This is a genomic window from Lacunimicrobium album (assembly GCF_052161635.1).
Classification (GTDB): domain Bacteria; phylum Planctomycetota; class Planctomycetia; order Planctomycetales; family Planctomycetaceae; genus SXPC01.
The window spans coordinates 4,238,271-4,256,159 of record NZ_CP197413.1 but is presented as its reverse complement, the minus strand read 5'-3'; the positions used below and the strand labels follow the sequence as shown (position 1 = coordinate 4,256,159).

At 56.2% G+C, this 17,889-nt stretch carries 20 protein-coding genes; 7 read left to right on the top strand and 13 right to left on the bottom strand.

Features of this window, described 5'->3' with window-relative positions; translation table 11 throughout:
* Window positions 1–3 precede the first annotated feature (3 nt).
* Window positions 4–453 carry a flagellar hook assembly protein FlgD gene (locus SH248x_RS17100; RefSeq protein ID WP_459555519.1) on the top strand — a complete coding sequence of 150 codons (450 nt, stop codon included), beginning with the start codon at window positions 4–6 and terminating at the stop codon, window positions 451–453.
* A 16-nt stretch (window positions 454–469) separates the two neighbouring features.
* On the opposite strand, the gene flhB is transcribed toward SH248x_RS17100, so the two are convergent.
* The 8 genes from flhB to SH248x_RS17060 all read right to left on the bottom strand — a co-directional run bounded on the left by flhB (window position 470) and on the right by SH248x_RS17060 (window position 5,889).
* A complete protein-coding gene (gene flhB / locus SH248x_RS17095; protein WP_459555518.1) occupies window positions 470–1,555 on the bottom strand; it encodes an EscU/YscU/HrcU family type III secretion system export apparatus switch protein in 1,086 nt (361 codons plus the stop codon).
* Between the two features lie 115 nt (window positions 1,556–1,670).
* Window positions 1,671–2,522, bottom strand: a complete 852-nt coding sequence (locus SH248x_RS17090) for a flagellar biosynthetic protein FliR (protein ID WP_459555517.1) — start codon at window positions 2,520–2,522, stop codon at window positions 1,671–1,673.
* A gap of 64 nt (window positions 2,523–2,586) precedes the next feature.
* Window positions 2,587–2,853 carry a GxxExxY protein gene (locus SH248x_RS17085; protein ID WP_459555516.1) on the bottom strand — a complete coding sequence of 89 codons (267 nt, stop codon included), beginning with the start codon at window positions 2,851–2,853 and terminating at the stop codon, window positions 2,587–2,589.
* A 67-nt stretch (window positions 2,854–2,920) separates the two neighbouring features.
* A complete protein-coding gene (gene fliQ / locus SH248x_RS17080; RefSeq protein WP_459555515.1) occupies window positions 2,921–3,187 on the bottom strand; it encodes a flagellar biosynthetic protein FliQ in 267 nt (88 codons plus the stop codon).
* Between the two features lie 124 nt (window positions 3,188–3,311).
* The gene (gene fliP, locus SH248x_RS17075; RefSeq protein ID WP_459555514.1) at window positions 3,312–4,238 is read right to left on the bottom strand and encodes a flagellar type III secretion system pore protein FliP; all 927 of its coding nucleotides are present in this window, start codon (window positions 4,236–4,238) and stop codon (window positions 3,312–3,314) included.
* Complete coding sequence (locus tag SH248x_RS17070) at window positions 4,228–4,914, bottom strand: flagellar biosynthetic protein FliO (RefSeq protein ID WP_459555513.1); 687 nt, start codon at window positions 4,912–4,914, stop codon at window positions 4,228–4,230. The genes fliP and SH248x_RS17070 overlap by 11 nt, the downstream gene beginning before the upstream one ends.
* Window positions 4,915–4,923: 9 nt before the next feature.
* The gene (fliN, locus tag SH248x_RS17065; protein ID WP_459555512.1) at window positions 4,924–5,466 is read right to left on the bottom strand and encodes a flagellar motor switch protein FliN; all 543 of its coding nucleotides are present in this window, start codon (window positions 5,464–5,466) and stop codon (window positions 4,924–4,926) included.
* A gap of 33 nt (window positions 5,467–5,499) precedes the next feature.
* Complete coding sequence (locus SH248x_RS17060) at window positions 5,500–5,889, bottom strand: hypothetical protein (protein ID WP_459555511.1); 390 nt, start codon at window positions 5,887–5,889, stop codon at window positions 5,500–5,502.
* Here SH248x_RS17060 and SH248x_RS17055 point away from each other — a divergent pair.
* A complete protein-coding gene (locus SH248x_RS17055; RefSeq protein WP_459555510.1) occupies window positions 5,874–7,376 on the top strand; it encodes a sulfatase family protein in 1,503 nt (500 codons plus the stop codon). The two genes, SH248x_RS17060 and SH248x_RS17055, sit on opposite strands and share 16 nt — an antisense overlap.
* A 157-nt stretch (window positions 7,377–7,533) precedes the next feature.
* Here the strand turns inward: SH248x_RS17055 and SH248x_RS17050 are convergent, their stop codons facing one another.
* Both SH248x_RS17050 and SH248x_RS17045 read right to left on the bottom strand, forming a co-directional pair.
* Window positions 7,534–8,685, bottom strand: coding sequence for a vWA domain-containing protein (locus SH248x_RS17050; protein ID WP_459555509.1), 1,152 nt, complete (start codon window positions 8,683–8,685; stop codon window positions 7,534–7,536).
* Between the two features lie 122 nt (window positions 8,686–8,807).
* Window positions 8,808–9,662 (bottom strand): hypothetical protein, encoded by an 855-nt coding sequence (locus tag SH248x_RS17045; RefSeq protein ID WP_459555508.1) that lies wholly within the window; start codon window positions 9,660–9,662, stop codon window positions 8,808–8,810.
* A gap of 116 nt (window positions 9,663–9,778) precedes the next feature.
* Between SH248x_RS17045 and SH248x_RS17040 the strand changes: the two genes are divergently transcribed.
* Both SH248x_RS17040 and SH248x_RS17035 read left to right on the top strand, forming a co-directional pair.
* Window positions 9,779–10,294, top strand: a complete 516-nt coding sequence (locus tag SH248x_RS17040) for a hypothetical protein (protein ID WP_459555507.1) — start codon at window positions 9,779–9,781, stop codon at window positions 10,292–10,294.
* Between the two features lie 245 nt (window positions 10,295–10,539).
* A complete protein-coding gene (locus SH248x_RS17035; RefSeq protein ID WP_459555506.1) occupies window positions 10,540–11,199 on the top strand; it encodes a helix-turn-helix domain-containing protein in 660 nt (219 codons plus the stop codon).
* Between the two features lie 140 nt (window positions 11,200–11,339).
* On the opposite strand, the gene SH248x_RS17030 is transcribed toward SH248x_RS17035, so the two are convergent.
* A complete protein-coding gene (locus tag SH248x_RS17030) occupies window positions 11,340–13,016 on the bottom strand; it encodes an NAD(+) synthetase (protein ID WP_459555505.1) in 1,677 nt (558 codons plus the stop codon).
* Window positions 13,017–13,401: 385 nt separating this feature from the next.
* Between SH248x_RS17030 and SH248x_RS17025 the strand changes: the two genes are divergently transcribed.
* The 3 genes from SH248x_RS17025 (at window position 13,402) to truD (ending at window position 16,128) form a co-directional block, all read left to right on the top strand.
* Window positions 13,402–13,773, top strand: a complete 372-nt coding sequence (locus SH248x_RS17025; RefSeq protein ID WP_459555504.1) for a hypothetical protein — start codon at window positions 13,402–13,404, stop codon at window positions 13,771–13,773.
* 255 nt (window positions 13,774–14,028) lie between these two features.
* Entirely contained in the window at window positions 14,029–14,955 is a 927-nt protein-coding gene (locus SH248x_RS17020; protein WP_459555503.1) for a peptidylprolyl isomerase, read from the top strand.
* Between the two features lie 84 nt (window positions 14,956–15,039).
* On the top strand, window positions 15,040–16,128 hold the full coding sequence (gene truD, locus SH248x_RS17015) for a tRNA pseudouridine(13) synthase TruD (protein WP_459555502.1): 1,089 nt from the start codon (window positions 15,040–15,042) through the stop codon (window positions 16,126–16,128).
* Window positions 16,129–16,252: 124 nt separating this feature from the next.
* Here truD and SH248x_RS17010 read toward each other — a convergent pair whose 3' ends face one another.
* Window positions 16,253–16,765, bottom strand: a complete 513-nt coding sequence (locus SH248x_RS17010; RefSeq protein ID WP_459555501.1) for a MoaD/ThiS family protein — start codon at window positions 16,763–16,765, stop codon at window positions 16,253–16,255.
* Entirely contained in the window at window positions 16,752–17,777 is a 1,026-nt protein-coding gene (locus tag SH248x_RS17005; protein WP_459555500.1) for a ThiF family adenylyltransferase, read from the bottom strand. The genes SH248x_RS17010 and SH248x_RS17005 overlap by 14 nt, the downstream gene beginning before the upstream one ends.
* Between the last annotated feature and the right edge of the window lie 112 nt (window positions 17,778–17,889).

Sequence of the window (17,889 nt, the reverse complement as noted above, 5' to 3'; positions counted from 1 at the left end):
GCCATGCCAACCGTAACCGACAACGTCGTCTACACGCCGGGCGGACAGCCGATTAAGATCGTCGATCCGAGCGAAACTGGCTTTAACGCCATGGATTCCGAGGCGTTTCTCAAGCTGCTGGTCACGCAGCTGCAGAACCAGGACCCGTCTGCTCCGATGTCGAACGAAGAACTGCTGGGACAGATCTCCGGCATGCGTGAGCTGCAATCGAGCCTGGAGCTTTCTGAAACGCTTGACTCCCTGGCTGCATCCCAGGCATACGTCTCTCAAACCCAGCTGGCTTCTTCGTTCATTGGGAAGGAAGTCACCGCATTCAAGGAAGACGGCACCAGTATCACCGGCGTTGCAGAATCAGCGGTCTTTGAAGGCGGCGCTGCTTTTCTCAAAATCAATGGTGAGAAAATCCCTGTCGCCAACGTGACCGCAGTCGGCGTACCGAGTGCCGCTGAGTAAACAGGGCAAATCGCTCTTACTTCTTACGAAACGCAGCCGGTGCTTTCCCGGTCAATTTGTAGACATACGACATGATCTCGACGAACGCCGAGTAAAGATCCGGCGGGATCGGGCGTCCGACTTTGACTTCCTTATAAAGCCGGCGTGCCAGAGGCTTGCGCTCGATCATTGGGATCTTGTGCTCACGGGCGATCTCGCGAATTCTCATCGCGATCTCGTCGGCTCCCTTGGCGACAACAATCGGAGCAGGGTGCTTCTCTGGGTTGTACGAGATGGCGACGGAGATGTGGGTCGGGTTGTTGATGATGACGTCGGCTTTGGGGACATCGGCCATCTGGCGAGCCGTCGCGAGCTTGCGGTGGATCTCTCTGCGTTTGTGGCGGATGTGTGGATCACCCTCCATGTTCTTCATCTCATCACGGATCTCCTGCTTGGTCATCTTGAGATCTTCTTCGTGCTTATACCACTGCCAGGCATAGTCGACGACCGCCAGGACAGCCAGCGCAACGCTCAATGCAAAGGCCAGCTGCAGCGTCTTCCAGGACATCAGAGAGAGAAACGAGATCGTCTCGAACTCCATCATCGCTTCCCAGGTCGCGATCTCGTAAGCGATGAAGATGATCGCAACAGTCGAGAAGACCGTAATCTTCCCGGTGTTTGTTCCCAGTTTGACCAGACTGCTCATCGAGTAAATGCGCGTGAATCCCGTCGCAGGGTTCACGCGATTCCACTTCGGCTCCAAGGGCTTGGTCGTCATGACGAAGCCGATTTGCAGGAAGTTCGCCCCGATCGCAGCCAGGAACATCGTCCCGAGAAACGGCAGCGAGATCTCGCCGACGACATTGGCCAGCTGCCACATGTCATGCGCGAAGCCATACGCATCGAGCGTCAGCGGCATGGGTCCTTCAACATAGGCACGCACCAGCTGACCGAGTTTCTCGGTGATCGTCGGCCCCATTGTCCACAGCAGCGACGCAGCCGTCAGCATCAGAATCGCGGCATTGAGGTCTGTCGACTTCGGAATGTTCCCCTGCTCGCGCGCTTCACTGCGGCGTCTCTCGGTTGGGGCTTCTGTTTTGTCGCCAGCGTCGTCGGATGCCATGGGTGTTGGAAATTAGAAATTAGGAATTGGAAATTAGTCGGAAAGGGGAAACGGGAGTCTCTTTTTGGTTTGGTGTTTTGGGATTGGCCAATTTCTAATTTCCAATTCCCAATTTCTATGAAACCAGAAACCCGCGGAGTATCTCCAGGGAATCATTCATGGACGCCAGCATGGTGGATGTCATGCCGGTGGCGGTCATGATGAGGATGAAGAAGGCCAGCGTCGCGCGAATGGGAAAGCCCATGACGAGGACGTTAATCTGTGGAACGGTGTACCCGAGGAAGCCGAGCGTCAAACTGATCAGCGACATCGCCGCGAGCATGGGAGCCGCCAGTTGCAGCGACAACGTCACTGAGTTCTGGACAAGCAGCAGAAGAACTTCGCTGGCCCCTTCCAGTTGAAGGACCTGTCCCAGGGGGATGCTCGTGAAGGTCTGCAGCGTGATCGAGAGCATCTGCAAATGTCCGTGCATCGGGACCGCGACGAGAAAAACCGCCGTCGCCATCATGTACATGAGCTGACCAACAGGAGCCGCTGTCCCGTTGAAGAGGGGATTGAAGATTTCGCCCATGGCGGTTCCTGCCTGCTGGTCGAACATGTCGCCCGCCATCTGCACACCCATGAGAATCAGCATCACGCCGAAGCTCAGAAAGATGCCAATCAACAGCTCTGCTGCGATCACCCACCCGAGATCAAAAATCGTCGAAGGGACCACAGGGATCGTTCGCGAGATGAGATCGGAGTACAGCGAAGGAAAGATCAGACAACTGATCACCAGCGCCAACAATGCCCGGACATTCTGCGGGATCGACGTATGCCCAAAGTAAGGCCCGATAATCATCAACCCGCTGATCCGCACGAGCACAAGCAGAAACAAGTAAAACTGCTGCATCGCCACCGGCAACAGCGCCCCAAACCCGGAGTCAACCAGGAAGGGATTCACAAGCTGGTCAACGGTTGTCGGCATGGGGGAAGAGGTTTCACCACAGAGGGGACAGGGTTACACAGAGGCTCACAGAGGGGGAAGAATGCTAGAGGATTCGTCTCGTGATTCCGCCCTTAAGATGTTTTTCGTGAAAGTTAATTAGCAGACCGACTTTGAGGCCACTCAGCCTGAGGTATGAGATGAGTTGTGCTTCGTGAACAGGGAGAGTTTTCTCGACAGCCAGGCGAGGCTCCGACCGAGCCGCTGTCCCGCGTTGCAGCCTGACACCGGTTGATCGATAGCGAACGGTGTGCTGAGAGAGATGGAAACCGTCGAGGCCATCATCGTCTTGTCCGCAGTTGGAGTTTCGCAACGCGCAGCAGCGGCTCGGACGGAGCCTCGCCCTCCCGGGCTGGTCACTGGAATTTTCAAACAGTTTCTCACAGAATATTTGGAATGTTATTAAACAGTTCCGTCGTATAGTCCATCAGCTGCGAGATGATCCAGGGGAGCAGGTACAACCCCGTGAGTACCATCGCGACAATCTTCGGGACGAAGCTGATCGTCTGATCCTGAAGCTGCGTCACCGCCTGTCCCAGGCTGATGATGAACCCGAGCACGACCGCCACCAGCATGACCGGCGCGCTCACCAGCAGCGAGATCATCACCGAGTTCTGTATCAGTTCGGAAGCAATGTCTGGGTTCATGGGTGGTGGAAATTAGGAATTAGGAATTGGAAATTAGTGGCAGAAGAAAACATAAGAATCGGACATTCAATTGACCTCTGAAGGATCGGCCAATTTCTAATTTCCAATTCCTAATTTCTATCCCTCACGCAATGCTCTTGAGCAACATGCTCACCGTCAGCGTCCAGCCGTCCACGAGGACGAACAACAGGATTTTGAACGGCAGAGAAATCATCGCGGGAGGCAACATCATCATCCCCATGCTGATCAGGATCGTGGCGATCACCATGTCGATGACAACGAACGGCAAGTACAACTGAAAGCCAATCACAAACGCGGTCTTGAGCTCGCTCAACAGGTACGCCGGCAACAAGATTGTCAGCGGGACTTCGTCATAATGCTGAGGCGGGCCGACGGTTGTCTCCCCGCGTTCGGCTTTCTTTTCCTGCTCGTATTCCCAGAACAGCCAGATCGCAGAATCGTTGCCGGTACGCGAAATCTGGTTGCTCATGAACTCCCGCATGGGTGCGAGAGTCCGAGTTGTTGCATCGCTCAGAGCCGTCTGTTGTTCCGCTTTCGTGCGATAACTCGACGATGAATACGGCTTCACTCCTTCGTCATACGCCTTCTGCCACGTCGGCCACATGACCATCGCCGTCAAGAATAACGAGAGAGAGATCAACACCTGATTCGGAGGCAGTGATTGCGTCCCGATCGCCTGCCTCAACAGACCCATGACGATGACGATCCGCAGAAAGCAGGTCGTCATCAGCAGGATCGAGGGCGCTAGACTTAACACCGTCAGCAACATCAACAGCTTCAACGACGACGTCAACCCGCCCGGCGACATCATCGCATCAGGATCCAGGCCACCCAAACCATTGGATGTCGAAGCTGGTTCAGGCGCTGGCGGAACGAGACCCAGTGTTGGATCATTGAACGCATTCTGCGCGAATGCTTGATTGGGCAAACCGACGTTTTGCGCAAAGCTCGCACTCGTCAGCAGAAAGACCATCAGACAGGTCATCACCGCCAGCAAGGCAGGTCGCCGCAGGGATAGACTAGGCTTCATAAGAACCTCGCGGGCCGGACTGGCGTTGATAGTCGAGATTCTCTCGCAGGCGATCATAGGGATCATGTGCCTGTGGCTCAGGTGTCGGCGTGAGCGGTGTATTTTGACTTTTCTGAAACAGTCTGAGGAACTGCTGAGGACTGGTTGGCTCATCTTTCTGTAGACACAGCCCGGTCATGAGATCGACTTCGACAGGATCAGTGATTTCAGACAGAGTCCGCAGGCCATCAGGTCCTGCACCAATCATGACCACTTTCGGGCCGAGTCGCACAAGATAGATCTGCTGCGTCGGCGTCAGCTGTTTGCGTCCCAGCAGGTTCAAAACCTCGACCGGGAGCGCCTGGGACGAAATGCCCATCTTCTTTTTGAAGAGGCGCGCACCGACGATCATGAATGCGCAGACAAACGCCAAGCAACCCAGTGTCCAGGCAACCGACATCGTCGAACCTGGAGCGCGAGACTTTGACTTTGGGCCATCGGTATTTGCGCTCTCGCCATCGACGGGCTTGATCTTCAAGCGATCTGACGCTGCAGACGTTTCCGCATTCCAGGGTGGAGCCTGATACTGACTGGCAGGATTCGAGTTCGGCCAGGGCTGTGTTTGAGCGTGGGCGACTTGAGTCGTTGAGATCGCAATTATTGCGAAGACAATGATTAACAAGGGACGAAACATCATCGGCCCTCCTTAATCATCAGGCGTGAGAATTTCTGCGATGCGGACGCAGAAATTATCGTTGAGCACCAGGACTTCGCCACGAGCAATCAACCGCCCGTTGACGAGAACATCGACCGGGTCACCAGCGAGTTTATCGAGAGGGACAACCGAGCCCGACTTCAGCGCGAGGACTTCCTCGACGAGCAACTCCGTACGTCCCAGTTCAATTCGTAAATCGAGCTCAACCTCATTGAGCGCTTCCAGCTCCATGCGGGACTGAGCGTCGAGATTCGCCGAGCGGCCGAACTCCTGAAAGTTGAACGAAGAAGTTCCGTCCGCTGTTTTCTTGATATGAGGACTGCCAAAACTCGGAGCCAGCGCAGCCGCCAGGTCCGCCTCAGCTTGTCGCACAAGATGTTCGGCATGACGCCCGACATCGGGAGCGGGCTTGGGTGTTGGAGCAGGTTTCGGAGCAGCAGGCTTGGCGACCGGTGGAGGCGACGGCGCACCTGCGCCCGAGGCTCGCAAAAGAGCTTCAATTTCATCCGGGTTGAGTAAATCGTCGTCAGCCACGTCCCTGTTCCTGACTATGCCCGGCTAAGTTTTTCAACCCGCCAGCGCGTGAGGAGACATCCTTGTTCCTGCAGTCAACGGAGGTTTATCAGCTTTTGTAAAACCTGCCAAGGGGAGTTTGTGAAACTGTTTCTTCTCCTTGTTTCGCATGACCGGTAGCGAAATCCGATTCTGATTGGTTAACATATCAAACACCGCTTCTCCATCGAGGGGAGCGATATTATGTTCCTTCTCCCTTGAGGTGGAAGCAAGGAGTTCACTCTCGCCGAGAAGGCGAGAGTGAACGACACGGTAGTCTTCCTCAGGAAAGGTGCCCGAAGGGCGGATGAGGGTGAGCGCTATGCGACTGTAGGCACTCATTTGCTCACCGGCACCAGGCATTCCCACCCCAGCTCCATAGGTACCCCATGCTGAAATACACATCCTTCCTGCTCCTGCTCACCATCACACTCTCGACAACCATCGCCCAGGCAGCCGCCCCGAACGTCGTCATCATCTACGCCGACGACATTGGCTACGGCGACCTCAGCTGCTACGGCACCGCGTCGATCAAAACTCCCGAAGCCGAGCGCATGGCTCGCGAAGGACTCAAGTTCACCTCCGCCTATTGCACGTCTGCGACCTGCACCCCCTCCCGCTATTCGCTGCTCACCGGCGAATACGCCTGGCGCAAGAAAGGGACCGGCGTCCTCCCGGGTGATGCAGCCATGATCATCGAATCGGGACGCGAAACCATCGCCTCCGTCATGACGCGTGCGGGTTACAAAACCGGTGTCGTCGGCAAGTGGCACCTCGGCCTGGGCGGCGAGAATAAAGACTGGAACAAAGCCGTCACTCCCGGCCCCGGCCAGATCGGCTTCGACTATTCCTTCCTCATTCCTGCGACCGGCGATCGGGTCCCCTGCGTCTATGTGGAGAATGATCACGTCGTTGGACTCGATTCCAATGATCCCATCGAAGTGAACTACAAACAGAACTTCACAGGCCAGCCGACGGGAAAAGCAAACCCAGAGCTTCTCACGAAAATGAAATGGCATCATGGCCACGATATGACCATCGTCAACGGCGTCAGCCGCATCGGGTTCATGAAAGGGGGCAAGTCAGCCTTGTGGGTCGATGAAGACATGGCGGACGTCATCACAGGCAAAGCCGTCAAATTCATCGAAGACAACAAAGCCCAGCCCTTCTTCCTGTATTTCGCGACACATGACATCCATGTCCCGCGCGTCCCGCATCCACGCTTCGTCGGCAAAAGTGGCATGGGCCCTCGTGGCGATGCCCTGCTCGAATTCGACTGGTCCGTCGGCCAGATCCTCGACACTCTCGATCGCCTGAAGCTGTCCGAGAATACGCTCGTCATCCTCTCCAGCGACAACGGCCCGGTCATCAACGATGGCTACTACGACGACGCTGTCGAAAAACTCGGCGACCACAAACCCGCAGGCCCCTTCCGCGGCGGCAAGTACAGCAAGTTTGAAGCCGGAACACGCGTCCCCTTCCTCGTCCGCTGGCCCGGCCACGTCCCCGCCAATCAAACCAGCGACGCCCTGTTCTCCCAGATCGACCTGCTCGCCACCCTCGCCGACTTCGTCGGGCAGTCGTACAACACGACAACGGCCTCCGATTCTCACAGCTACCTCGACACGCTCCTCGGCAAGTCCGAGACCGGTCGCGATTACATCATCGAACACGCCGGCCAGCTCTCCGTCCGCAAAGGGGACTGGAAACTCATCCCACCCTCCCAGGGCCCTGCCGTCACCGCGAATACCAACTCCGAAACCGGCAATGCCCCGCAGAGTCAGCTCTACAACCTGAGCACGTCTCCCTGGGAATCAGAAAACGTCGCCTCGAAACACCCGGAAATCGTGAAAGAACTCGAAGCGATCATCGCAGCCGAGCGAGCGAAGTAATCGGTGATTCAGGCGTAGGGTGCTGGTGAGGCTTTGCGAACCGCACCAATTGTGGATACGAATGTCATTCAGCCACTGACGACGCATTTGGTGCGGTTCGAAGACTCACCAGCACCCTACACAACGAAATGAGACCACTTCTTTCCACGTCCGGGCTTCACATCCGCGTCCGTTTTCTTCGCCCCGCGATGAAGCTCTCGACGACCATCTGCCCCATGTCCTGTGCGTTGCAGGTCGCAGAGATCCCGCCGGTGACCATCGCGAGTTTTTCGACAAAGTTTGCAAGGTCGTGGTAGAAGTAATCCTCGATCAAGGCAAAGCTCGAGACATGGATATTTTCATCCGCGCACTTTTTGGCTTCTGCCAGCGTATGCTTGAGCGTGATATCCGCTGGTGGATACAGCAGCCGCAGGTTGCGACCTTCCAGGTGAGCGGTCGGCTCGCCATCAGTGATGATGATGATCTGCTTGTTCTGTGCCATTTGACGGTTAAGGATGCGTCTGGCGAACTGCAGCCCTGCATGGATGTTCGTGAAGTGCTGAGGAACGAAGCGTGGCGGTGCATCCAGGTTAATCGTCAGCGAAACGCGAGGATCGTAAATACTCACGGGCTTCGGAGCGGAGTTGATCAACTCGCGTTCGGTCAACGGCGACGCGTAGCTATAGAAGCCGACGGTCTGCAGGAAGTCTCCCTGATACTTGCCACGAACGAGCGCCCCGATCGCGAGTGCGACTTTTTTCGCCTGACCATACTTGCCGTAGCGTGACATACTCCCCGACATATCGAGCAGAATGACCGTCGCGCAGCGTGTCTGGTACTGCGTGTCGTAAACCATCAGGTCATCTTCGTGGATATTGATCGGGATCGTTCGCTGGCCACCTTCCTGTGCCTGTCGCGCGAGGGCATTGCGCAGCGTCTCCTGCATATTCAGGTTCGAGACCTGATCGCCGAATTCGTACTGACGCGTTTCCTCGTGAATTGTCTGCCCGACGCCGCGAAATGTCGTTTCGTGACGCCCCAGTGAATCCTGTCGACGCACATCGAACAGCATCTCCAGCGACTTCGTCTCCATCCGCTTCATCGCTTTCGGGGTGACGCGATACTGCCCCTTCTCATCCTTTTCGATGTAGCCCTGTTTGATCAGCATATCGAGAACGTCCTGGTTCTCTTCTTCGAGGTTCTGCAGATCCTCGAGTACCTCTTCGCCATAATGCATCAGATATTCCGACAGCTGGTCAAACAGCTTGTCAGCCGACTGCGGTGCAAACGGGTCTTGCCCGTCGAATTTCGTATACTCAAACTGCGCCATAAACCGGGCTTCCTCTCGTAGAAACCCAATTATAGCCACCGTACCACGCTCAAGGAAATTTTTGCTGCCGAATCAGGTTCGTGACCTCATGCAAACTCTGTGTTTTCCGTGTCTTTCACGAATCAGCCCTCTCCCTCGGGAGGTTTCACGTAGAACTTCGTCACGTCCAGCTGACCTTTGAAATCGGCTTCCATGAGCGCCAGTCGCTGCTCGAGCTGGCTGAAGCGCTGATCGACATGTGGCTCGAACTCCGGCGTTGATCGCCGGGGCTTGGTGCGCGGCACGGTCGGATAGCCCAGATGCCGCTGCAGTGCTCCGAACATGTAAAGCGGGTCTTTATTGCGATTCGCTTTCGCGATCCGTCCTTCCTGAATTCCGAAAAGGACCAACCGCTCTGTTGGCTGATCATCCCTTGTCTGTCGACTCTTCGCCTCGAGGTCGACAGCATGCTGTGAGACAGAATAGATCAGATCTGCGAAGTCGACCATCCCCAGCAGGCCGCGGATCTTGCGGATCCAGTCGACCCAGTCCTTGCTGTAAAATGGATCTTTCGACATCGCTTCCAGGCCGACGTGATAGCCAAGACGATTTCGAGACAGGCTTTCAAACTGGAAAATAAACAGCGCCTGCGGAATCGGATTTTCGACGGATTTGTATTCCGCTTCTTTCTGCAGAATCTGGAATCCCGTCCGCAGATCGAAGCGTGTCTTATCGGCTTCGGCGTTCTCAATCACGAACGCCTGAAATGGCGTGAAGTAGTGTGTCAAACGCGACATGCCCGCGCTGATGCGTCCCGTGTGGATCAGTTCGCCGCGAAGAAATTCGAGCGCCATGGGAAGCCGGGTCGTCGCGAGGATTTCTTCATGGATCGTTTCCAGAATTTCCTGCGCAGAAAAGCCATCTTCGAGACGTTCACAGAACGTCTCAAAAAAGTAAGCCTGTTCGACATATTCATCGCGTGAAAGAAGCGTTGCCATACTGCTATTACAACAGCAACTCTCGTTGGAGAGAAGACAAAGATGGAGATTCCTCCGGCGGATGGTTATGATTGTCCAGCTGACTCCACCTCTCAATCGACTAAGGATTCACTTCGATGATACGTTACTGGCTGCTCTCTGGTCTGTCGCTGGCCGCGCTGTTCTCACTCCCAGGCTGCGATCAACCCAAGTCTGAAGTGAAGGTCGAACAACCTGCCGCTGATCCTGCTGCTGCCCCCGTAGTCGCCGAGAAGAAAGTTCCGATCACGAAACGCCGCACGTCGGAACTGGTCGAGAAAACTCAGGCGATGGAGGCCAACCCCAATTTCTATGTCACCGAGAACAAGATCACCGCCTTCGACCCGCTCAGTTCTGCTTTTCAGGGATACGTCAATGCAGCGTCCCGCGTGAACTTGATGGCTCTGAAGCACAATATGGACCTGATCAAGGCTACTGAAGAACGACATCTGACATTCGTCGAGCTACAGGAATACATCAAGGTCAATAATGTCTCTATGAACGCCCTGCCCGAGTACCAGACCTATGCCTACGACGAAAAAACGGGCGAGTTCATGGTGCTCGAAGATGGAGCCCACAAAGAGAAGTTTTACGCGGAAGCACGAGGGGATTGATCCCTCACCAAAGCCCTGGAAAAAAGCCCGGCACCACAAAGTAAAGCACGGTGCGCCGGTTTGACCCGGACACACCGGCTTAAGGTGCTTCGCGTGGCGCTCATAATAAGCGCGTATATTATCTTGCCGGCTGCGTCACTCGGACACATTTAAGAACAACGATCTATATTCAACTCGATCAGCATAGTTGGTTGGCCTCAAGCAAGTAAAGGAACGATACCGGAACGGTATAGAATTCTATCGCGATGCCGAAACCAGCGTATAAATCCTGTAATCCCGTCCTGCTGAAAAGCCTGCGCGAGAAGCGTCGCTTGACTCAGTCCGCCCTGGCCGCTGCGGCTGGGTACACTGAACGCCTCATCGTGAAGGCAGAATCAGGCGCCACGTTATCCCGCGAAACCATCGAAGATCTCGCTGCTGCTTTAAGTACGCCCAGTGAGCAAATCTATCCCGAAGACCTCACGACCGATCTGATTCAGTTGGCGCAAGCGTATGTGCATGCGGTCTATACCTACCAGAAAGACGCTGTCTCACACATTCGCCATTTTCTGGACGAAGACATCGTCTTTATCATTCCCGGTGACCCCGCCATTCTCCCCTTCGCTGGAGAGCACCGCGGCCCGGACGCCATTCACGACGCCTTCCAGATTTTCTTCAGCATCCTGGAAGTCCCCCCTGATCACGACCACCGACCCCATTACCGGTTTCTGTGCCAGGGAACCGACGTCGTTGTCTGGGGGAAAAGCTACATTCGCCCCATCGGCCACACGATGCCCGAACCCATGCCGATCAGCAATCTGCTGCAGTTCCGCAAAGGAAAGCTCTACTGCTTCCAGGACCAGTACGACACGCAGCTGGCAGAGAAGGTCATCCGCGAGAGTTCCGTCCGAACGGCGGATGTTTGAGAGAAAATCCTCGCTTGTCGGGTGCTGGTGAGGCTTTGCGAACCGCATCAAATGTGTACTCAAGTCCAGTAAAGTTCGCATGCACAATTAGTGCGGTTCGAAGACTCACCCGCACCCTACATGAATATCAGGTGAACTCTTTATCCCAGTCGATATTTCGCCGCCATCGGCATCCTTCTACCAACTCCAAATGCCTTCGGCGTCAACTTGATCCCCGGCGGCATCTGGCGTCGTTTGAATTCGTTCTGGTCGAGCTTGCGCAGAACCCATTGCACAATCTGCGGGTCGAAATCTTTATAGAGATCTTCCGCAGAGGCATCGTCTTCGATCAACGCTTCGAGAATGCCATCGAGAATCGGATACGGCGGCAACGAATCCTGGTCGAACTGATTCGGGGCCAGTTCTGCACTCGGCGGCTTGGTCAGAATGTTCTCCGGAATGACTGGCTTGCCTTCGCGGACCTTATTGATGTATTCACAGACGGCGTAAACGTCCTTCTTAAACAGGTCGCTCAAGACCGCAAATCCGCCCGCCATATCGCCGTAAAGAGTGCAGTAACCCACAGCCAGTTCGCTCTTGTTCCCCGTCGCCAGTGCCAGCCAGTTATGTCGATTGCTGCGAATCATGACGAGAGCACCACGAATCCGCGCCTGCAGATTCTGGTCCGCCAGCCCGCCCGGATTCGACGAGAGGTCTTCACGGACAACCTGCGCCCCTTCATAAGCTTGATGAATCTCATCGATCTTGATGAGGTGTGCATCAAGCCCGAGGTTGTCAGCCAACTTTTGAGCATCCCCGATCGAGTGGTCGCTGCTGTGACGCGATGGCATCATGAGACCATGCACATGCTCAGGGCCGACTGCCTGAGCAGCAATGTAAGCAGCAAGCGCCGAATCGACCCCGCCGGAGAGCCCCAGCACACAGTCCGTGAAGCCCGTTTTCCTGGCATAATCACGAAGACCCAGCGTGACCGCATCGAGCAGGTCCGCTTCCCGTGGATATGACTCGCGTGGCGTGTGCATCGTCGGCAGTTGGTCGGTCTCAAGGATCTCGATTGCCGTCGCGAAGCGAGACATCACCAGTGCGGTCGTGCCTTGGGCGTTGAGAACGAAGCTCTGCCCATCAAAGACAAGATCATCATGCCCGCCAATCTGATTGACGAAGACAAACGGCTTGCCGAATTTCTCGACGTGTCGTCTCGCGAGGCCAATGCGTCTTTCCAGCTTCTCGACTTCAAACGGACTGGCGGAGATGTTGATCATCAGGTCGACACCCTGCTCGCCAAGCGCTGCGACCGGATCGCGCTGTGGCGTATTTCCCAGGTGGTAGTTCGTCTCGGGCTCGCCGTACCAGGCGTCTTCGCAGATATGCACGCCAAATTTCAAGCCGCGGAATTCCATCGGCGAAACCGACTCTGCTGACGCAAAGTAACGTCGCTCATCGAAAACGTCGTAGTTCGGCAGCAACGTCTTATGAACTGTCGCGACCACTTTCCCGCCGTGGAGCAGGCTGGCAGCGTTGGCCGGATACGTCCCATTGACGTTCCACCAGGTCGGGTGACCGACAATCAACCCCATGTCAGCAGGAATTAATGACGCCAGTTCCTCCACCGTCCGATCACACGCGGCGACAAAGCCGTCTCGCAACAGGTAATCCTTCGGCGGGTAGGCGCAGATCGCCAGTTCCGTACAGATTGCCAATTCCGCGCCTCGGCCATGAGCCTCCAAAGCGGCTTCCAAAATCAAATCACGATTGCCAACGAGGTCACCCACGGTGAAATTCAGCTGCAACAAAGCCAGACGCACAGAGTTGGTCACTTTCGATACGATGGGAAAATCCATTCAAGAGAAGACTGGAACGCAGAGGGAACAGAGGAGAGCAGAGGTCGCAGAGGAACGGCTTTGATTCTTCTAACCAGATTCCCCGTCGCGCCTTCGTGGCTTTATGTGGAATCGGGATGCCTTCTCCGCGTCCTCTGCGTTCCAGTCTTCTCTTATTCTTCCAGCCCCTATAATCATAACAAGCCGGAAACCCTTGCGAACCCGCACGGAGCAAAATCGAGGTGTGACAGTGAAGTGAAATCTCTGGCGGCCCGATGAAAAAGAAGGACGCTCAAGACGGGCCGACGACGCGCGCACTTTGACAACCTTGATCACATGAAGACCGTCTGACACGTTCGGCCCAGGAAAGGCAGGACAACCCGTGCACTCTCAACAGACTCAAAGCCCCCCCGCCAGCAGACAGCCCGTCACGCACCCGCTTGTCTTTGTGATCAGTGCCTTTCTGATCGGCCTGGGGCTGGGTGACGCCGGATTCATCGGCAATATTCCTGTGATCCTGGCGGGCGGAACCTGCGGAGTGATCACATTCCTGTTCCTGGAAAGCATCAACCGCAAGGAACAGACCATCGTCCAGGACCAGGCCTTGCAGGAAGCCGAAAAGCAGATGTCGGTCCGCCTCAACCGCCACGTCCGTCTGGGGCAGCCCTCAAGACCGCCTCAACACCTGCAAGCCCCTCACTATGGCAAGTCGCTCATCCGCTCTCCGCTGTCTCTGAAGCGAACATCACGTTGAAAAATAAAGCTTCCGGGTGGCTGGGGTCAGGCTTTCTAGCTGACCCCAGTTCATTCGCTATCGGACGCCCATTCTGGGGTCAGCTATCGATCCTGACCCCAGCCACCCGCTATGCGTGATCGCAGAAAATCGCTTTCGTCCGCTTAGGTGGCTTTTCAGTCGTCCACCAGACGCGATAAACTGGAGGATGCCGGCGCATCGGAAGCCGCCGGAGCACGTCTGTTTTTGTCTGCCTTGAGCGTGGGAGTGCTCACCATGAAACTGAATTTCAACCAGCCGCTTCGGGTGTGCCTGGTTTCCATTTGTGTCGCCATCATCGCGACCCTTATCCCAGCAGCCGTCTTCGCGCAAAGCAAAGAAGTCGTCGCGACTGTCGATGGCGTCAAGATCACTGCAGGTGATATCGACACCTACTGCAAAATCATGAAGATCGACGCCCCGTCTGCGGATACTCGGAACACGATCCGCGAAACGCTCATCGACCGCATGCTGCTGGAGAAGTTTCTCAAAGAGAAGAAGGCCGTCCCGGACCAGGCCGCGCTCGACCAGCAGATGGGTGCCTTCGTCAGCGTCGCTGACCATACCAAACAGCCTCTCGATGAGCTTCTTGCCAGGCGTGGCCTGACGACCGCCGAACTCGAACGCACGCTGTCTCTGGACCTCAAATGGCTGAACTTCGCCCAGAAAACAATCACGCCCCAGCAGGTCAAAATCTACTTCGAGAAGAACAAGAACCGCTTTGACGGCACCCGCATCACTGCGCGTCAAATCTTCTGGAAGCTGCCTCATCCCATGAGCGATGAAGCCCTGCAGAAAAAACTCCTGGCCGCGACCGCCGTCCGTGATCAGATCAATAAAGGGGAAATCACCTTCGAAGACGCGGCCCAAACGATCTCCGAGTCCCCCAGCGGCAAGATCAATGGCGGACTGATGGAAGACATGGCCTACTTCGGTGCCATGCCGACAGCGATTACCCAGATCGCCTTCGCAACCCGTGAGGGCGAACTCAGCCAGCCCTTCGTGACGCCATTTGGAATTCACGTTCTGAAAGTTGAAAAGATCAAGGTCGGCACCTTCTCTCTCGACGACGCCTATCCTCTCGTCTTCGAACACATGAGCCAGACGCTGCGCGAGAACACCGTCCTGCAGCTTCGCAAAGATGCCATGATCGAGCGGAAGTAAACGCCGGTCTTTGTCATCAAATTCAAAGTTGTTCGCACATTCCCCCGTCATTGACGGGGGGCTAACTATTGAGGAATGCTCAACGTGATCGGCGATCTTCAGCCCGCAACCATGATTCCGCTGGGCGAAACAAAGCAGGGCCCTGATGCTCGCTTCGTCGGAACGATCAAAGAGCAGATCGAAGACTTCATCGTCGAAGAGATCCCGGCCTATGAGCCGATGGGTGGCGATGGCGAACACCTCTTCCTGTGGGTCGAGAAGCGGGACCTTTCTGCGGAACAGCTGATGCAGCAGTTCTCCCGCACGCTGCGCCTGCGACGCGAAGACATCGGCATGGCCGGCCTCAAGGACAAGAAGGGCATCACGCGTCAGTACATCTCCGTTCCCAAACTCGTTTCGCCGAGTGTCCCGGAGCTCAACAACGAGCAGGTGACGATCCTCAAGTCGATGGTCCACCGCAACAAACTCAAGACCGGCCACCTCCTCGGCAACCGCTTCGACATCCTCATCCGCACCAGCGATCCCGAGGCACCAGCGAAGGCAGAACGCGTTGCGCAGATGATCCGCGACTTCGGTGTCCCCAATTACTACGGCGAGCAACGCTTCGGCAAGGACAACGAGACGCTCATCCTCGGCTATCGATTGCTCACCGGTGACGCGAACGTCAAAGAGATTCCGTTCGAGCGACGACGCTTCCTGCTGAGGCTCGCTCTCTCGTCGGTTCAGTCTGATCTCTTCAACCGCATCCTGCTCGAACGACTCCAGTCCGACGAACTCCACCGCGTTCTCGATGGCGACGTCATGCAGAAACTCGACTCGGGCGGCGTCTTCACCGACGACAACACCGAACTCCTGCAACGCCGTTTCGAGACGCGCGAGATCGTCATGACAGGCCCGATGTATGGCCCAAAGATGTTCCAGCCGAAAACCGTCGTCCTGGAGAAAGAACAAGCCCTGCTCGACCGCATGCAGATCAAACGAGAACTCTTCCAGGAGTACCGCGTCACCCCCGGCACCCGACGCGGCTTACTCATGTACCCCGGCGAACTCGAAATCGAGCCCCAATCCGCAGGCATCCGCGTCCGCTTCTCACTCCCCTCCGGCAGCTACGCCACAATCGTCCTCGCCGAGTTTGCCAAGCAGATCGACATCATTCCGTCCCTTCTCCCTTGAGGGGAGCTGAATTTAGTCCTTCTCCCTTGAGGGGAGAAGGTGGCAGCGCTTCGCTGACGGATGAGGGTGGCGCATAGGCGGCATCAGACATCCATTGCGCAACCAGCGTCAGGCATTCTCTCCCTCACCCCCCACTGACCGACGGAATCATCCCCACTTCATCCCCCGGCTGAACCAACGCCTCACGCCCCAGATAACTCGTCCCACGCGAAAACATCGCCGACTTCAACAACCCTGTCATTTCCGGGTACGCCTCAAGCAGCCGAGCTCGCAGCACATCCACGCTGGCAGCCTCCGCCCACTCGATCGTGATCCGATCTTTCCCCACTGCATCACGAGCACCAGCGAAAAGCAAAACAGCGACCATCATTTCCTCACTGAGAAGTTGTTTGAAAGATTCCAGAACGCATCCACCGGGAGGGCGAGGCTCCGTCCGAGCCGGAGCTGTGCGTTGCGAAACCTCAGCCGTGAGTTGGACTTCGATGGCCTGCAAGCCCCGGCTCGCTAATTGATATCGATTTGCAAGTGATCCGGTGCAACGCGGGACAGCGGCTCGGACGGTGCCTTGCCCAATATCGCTGATGCCGGTGTGAGATGTCGAGCAACCATTTTCAAACAACTTCTCACTGCCCGACATACCGGCTATAAATCCCACGCGCGATCTTGATCTCTTCCGTTCCGCCAATCACCGCACGTCCATCGCCAAACAACGTCACCGATGTTCCGTCAGTGAGCGTTAGTTTCACTAGGTACGGATTCGACGTCACGACTCCCAACTGCTGCCAGTCTTGTCGAAACTTCTCCAGCGATAACTTCGCGCGAGACGACGGCGTGACCTGCACCGCATTGCGTCCACACATCACCGCAGACCGCGCCCCGCGTTGCCCATGCAGCCAGTCGCGCTGGCCGCCGGTGCAGGCCGGGCAGGCGCCTGACTCTTTCAATCCGGTCAGGTCGATTTTGCGAAAATCGCCACGCCAGACATCCACATGCCAGATGGAAGGCTTGGAGTCATCGAAGGTCTTCGTGAGAAGCTGCAGCGCGAGGCTGACTTCCAGCGAGCCGATGACATGGACCGCCGGTGCAATGACACCCGCCGTGTCGCAGGTGAGCGCTGTCCCCGGATCAGGTTCCTCCGGCAGGATGCAGCGGTAACAGGGGGTCTTCCCGGGTACGATCGCCATCACCTGGCCGTAGCTGCCAATGCAGCCGCCGTGGACCCAAGGAATGTTCTTTTCCAGACACCAGTCGTTCAGCAGGAAGCGTGTCTCGTAATTATCGGTCCCATCAACGATCAGATCGACGTCCGCTGCGAGATCACGAATCGTCTCGCTGGTGACATCGCCGACGATCCCTTCGATGGTGATCTCAGTATTGACTCGTCGAAGCTTCTCAGAGGCAGCGATCGCTTTGGGGATCTGTTGGCGGACATCGTCTTCATCAAAAAGCATCTGACGCTGCAGGTTGGTGATGTCGACAAAGTCCCGATCGACGATCCTTACAAACCCAACCCCCGCGCGAACCAGCTGATCGGCAATGACCGACCCGAGCGCCCCGCAGCCACACACGAGCACTTTCGCGTGTTGAATCGCGCGCTGCCCCGCTTCACCAATGGGAGCAAACAACTGCTGCTTGTGATAGCGATTCATAAAGGCGAGCGGGGAGTGTGAACTCCCTGTCTTCGGTTTGAGTACTCATCTAGGGTGGCTGGGGTCAGGCTTTCTAGCTGACCCCAGTTCATTCGCCGTTGGACGCACATTC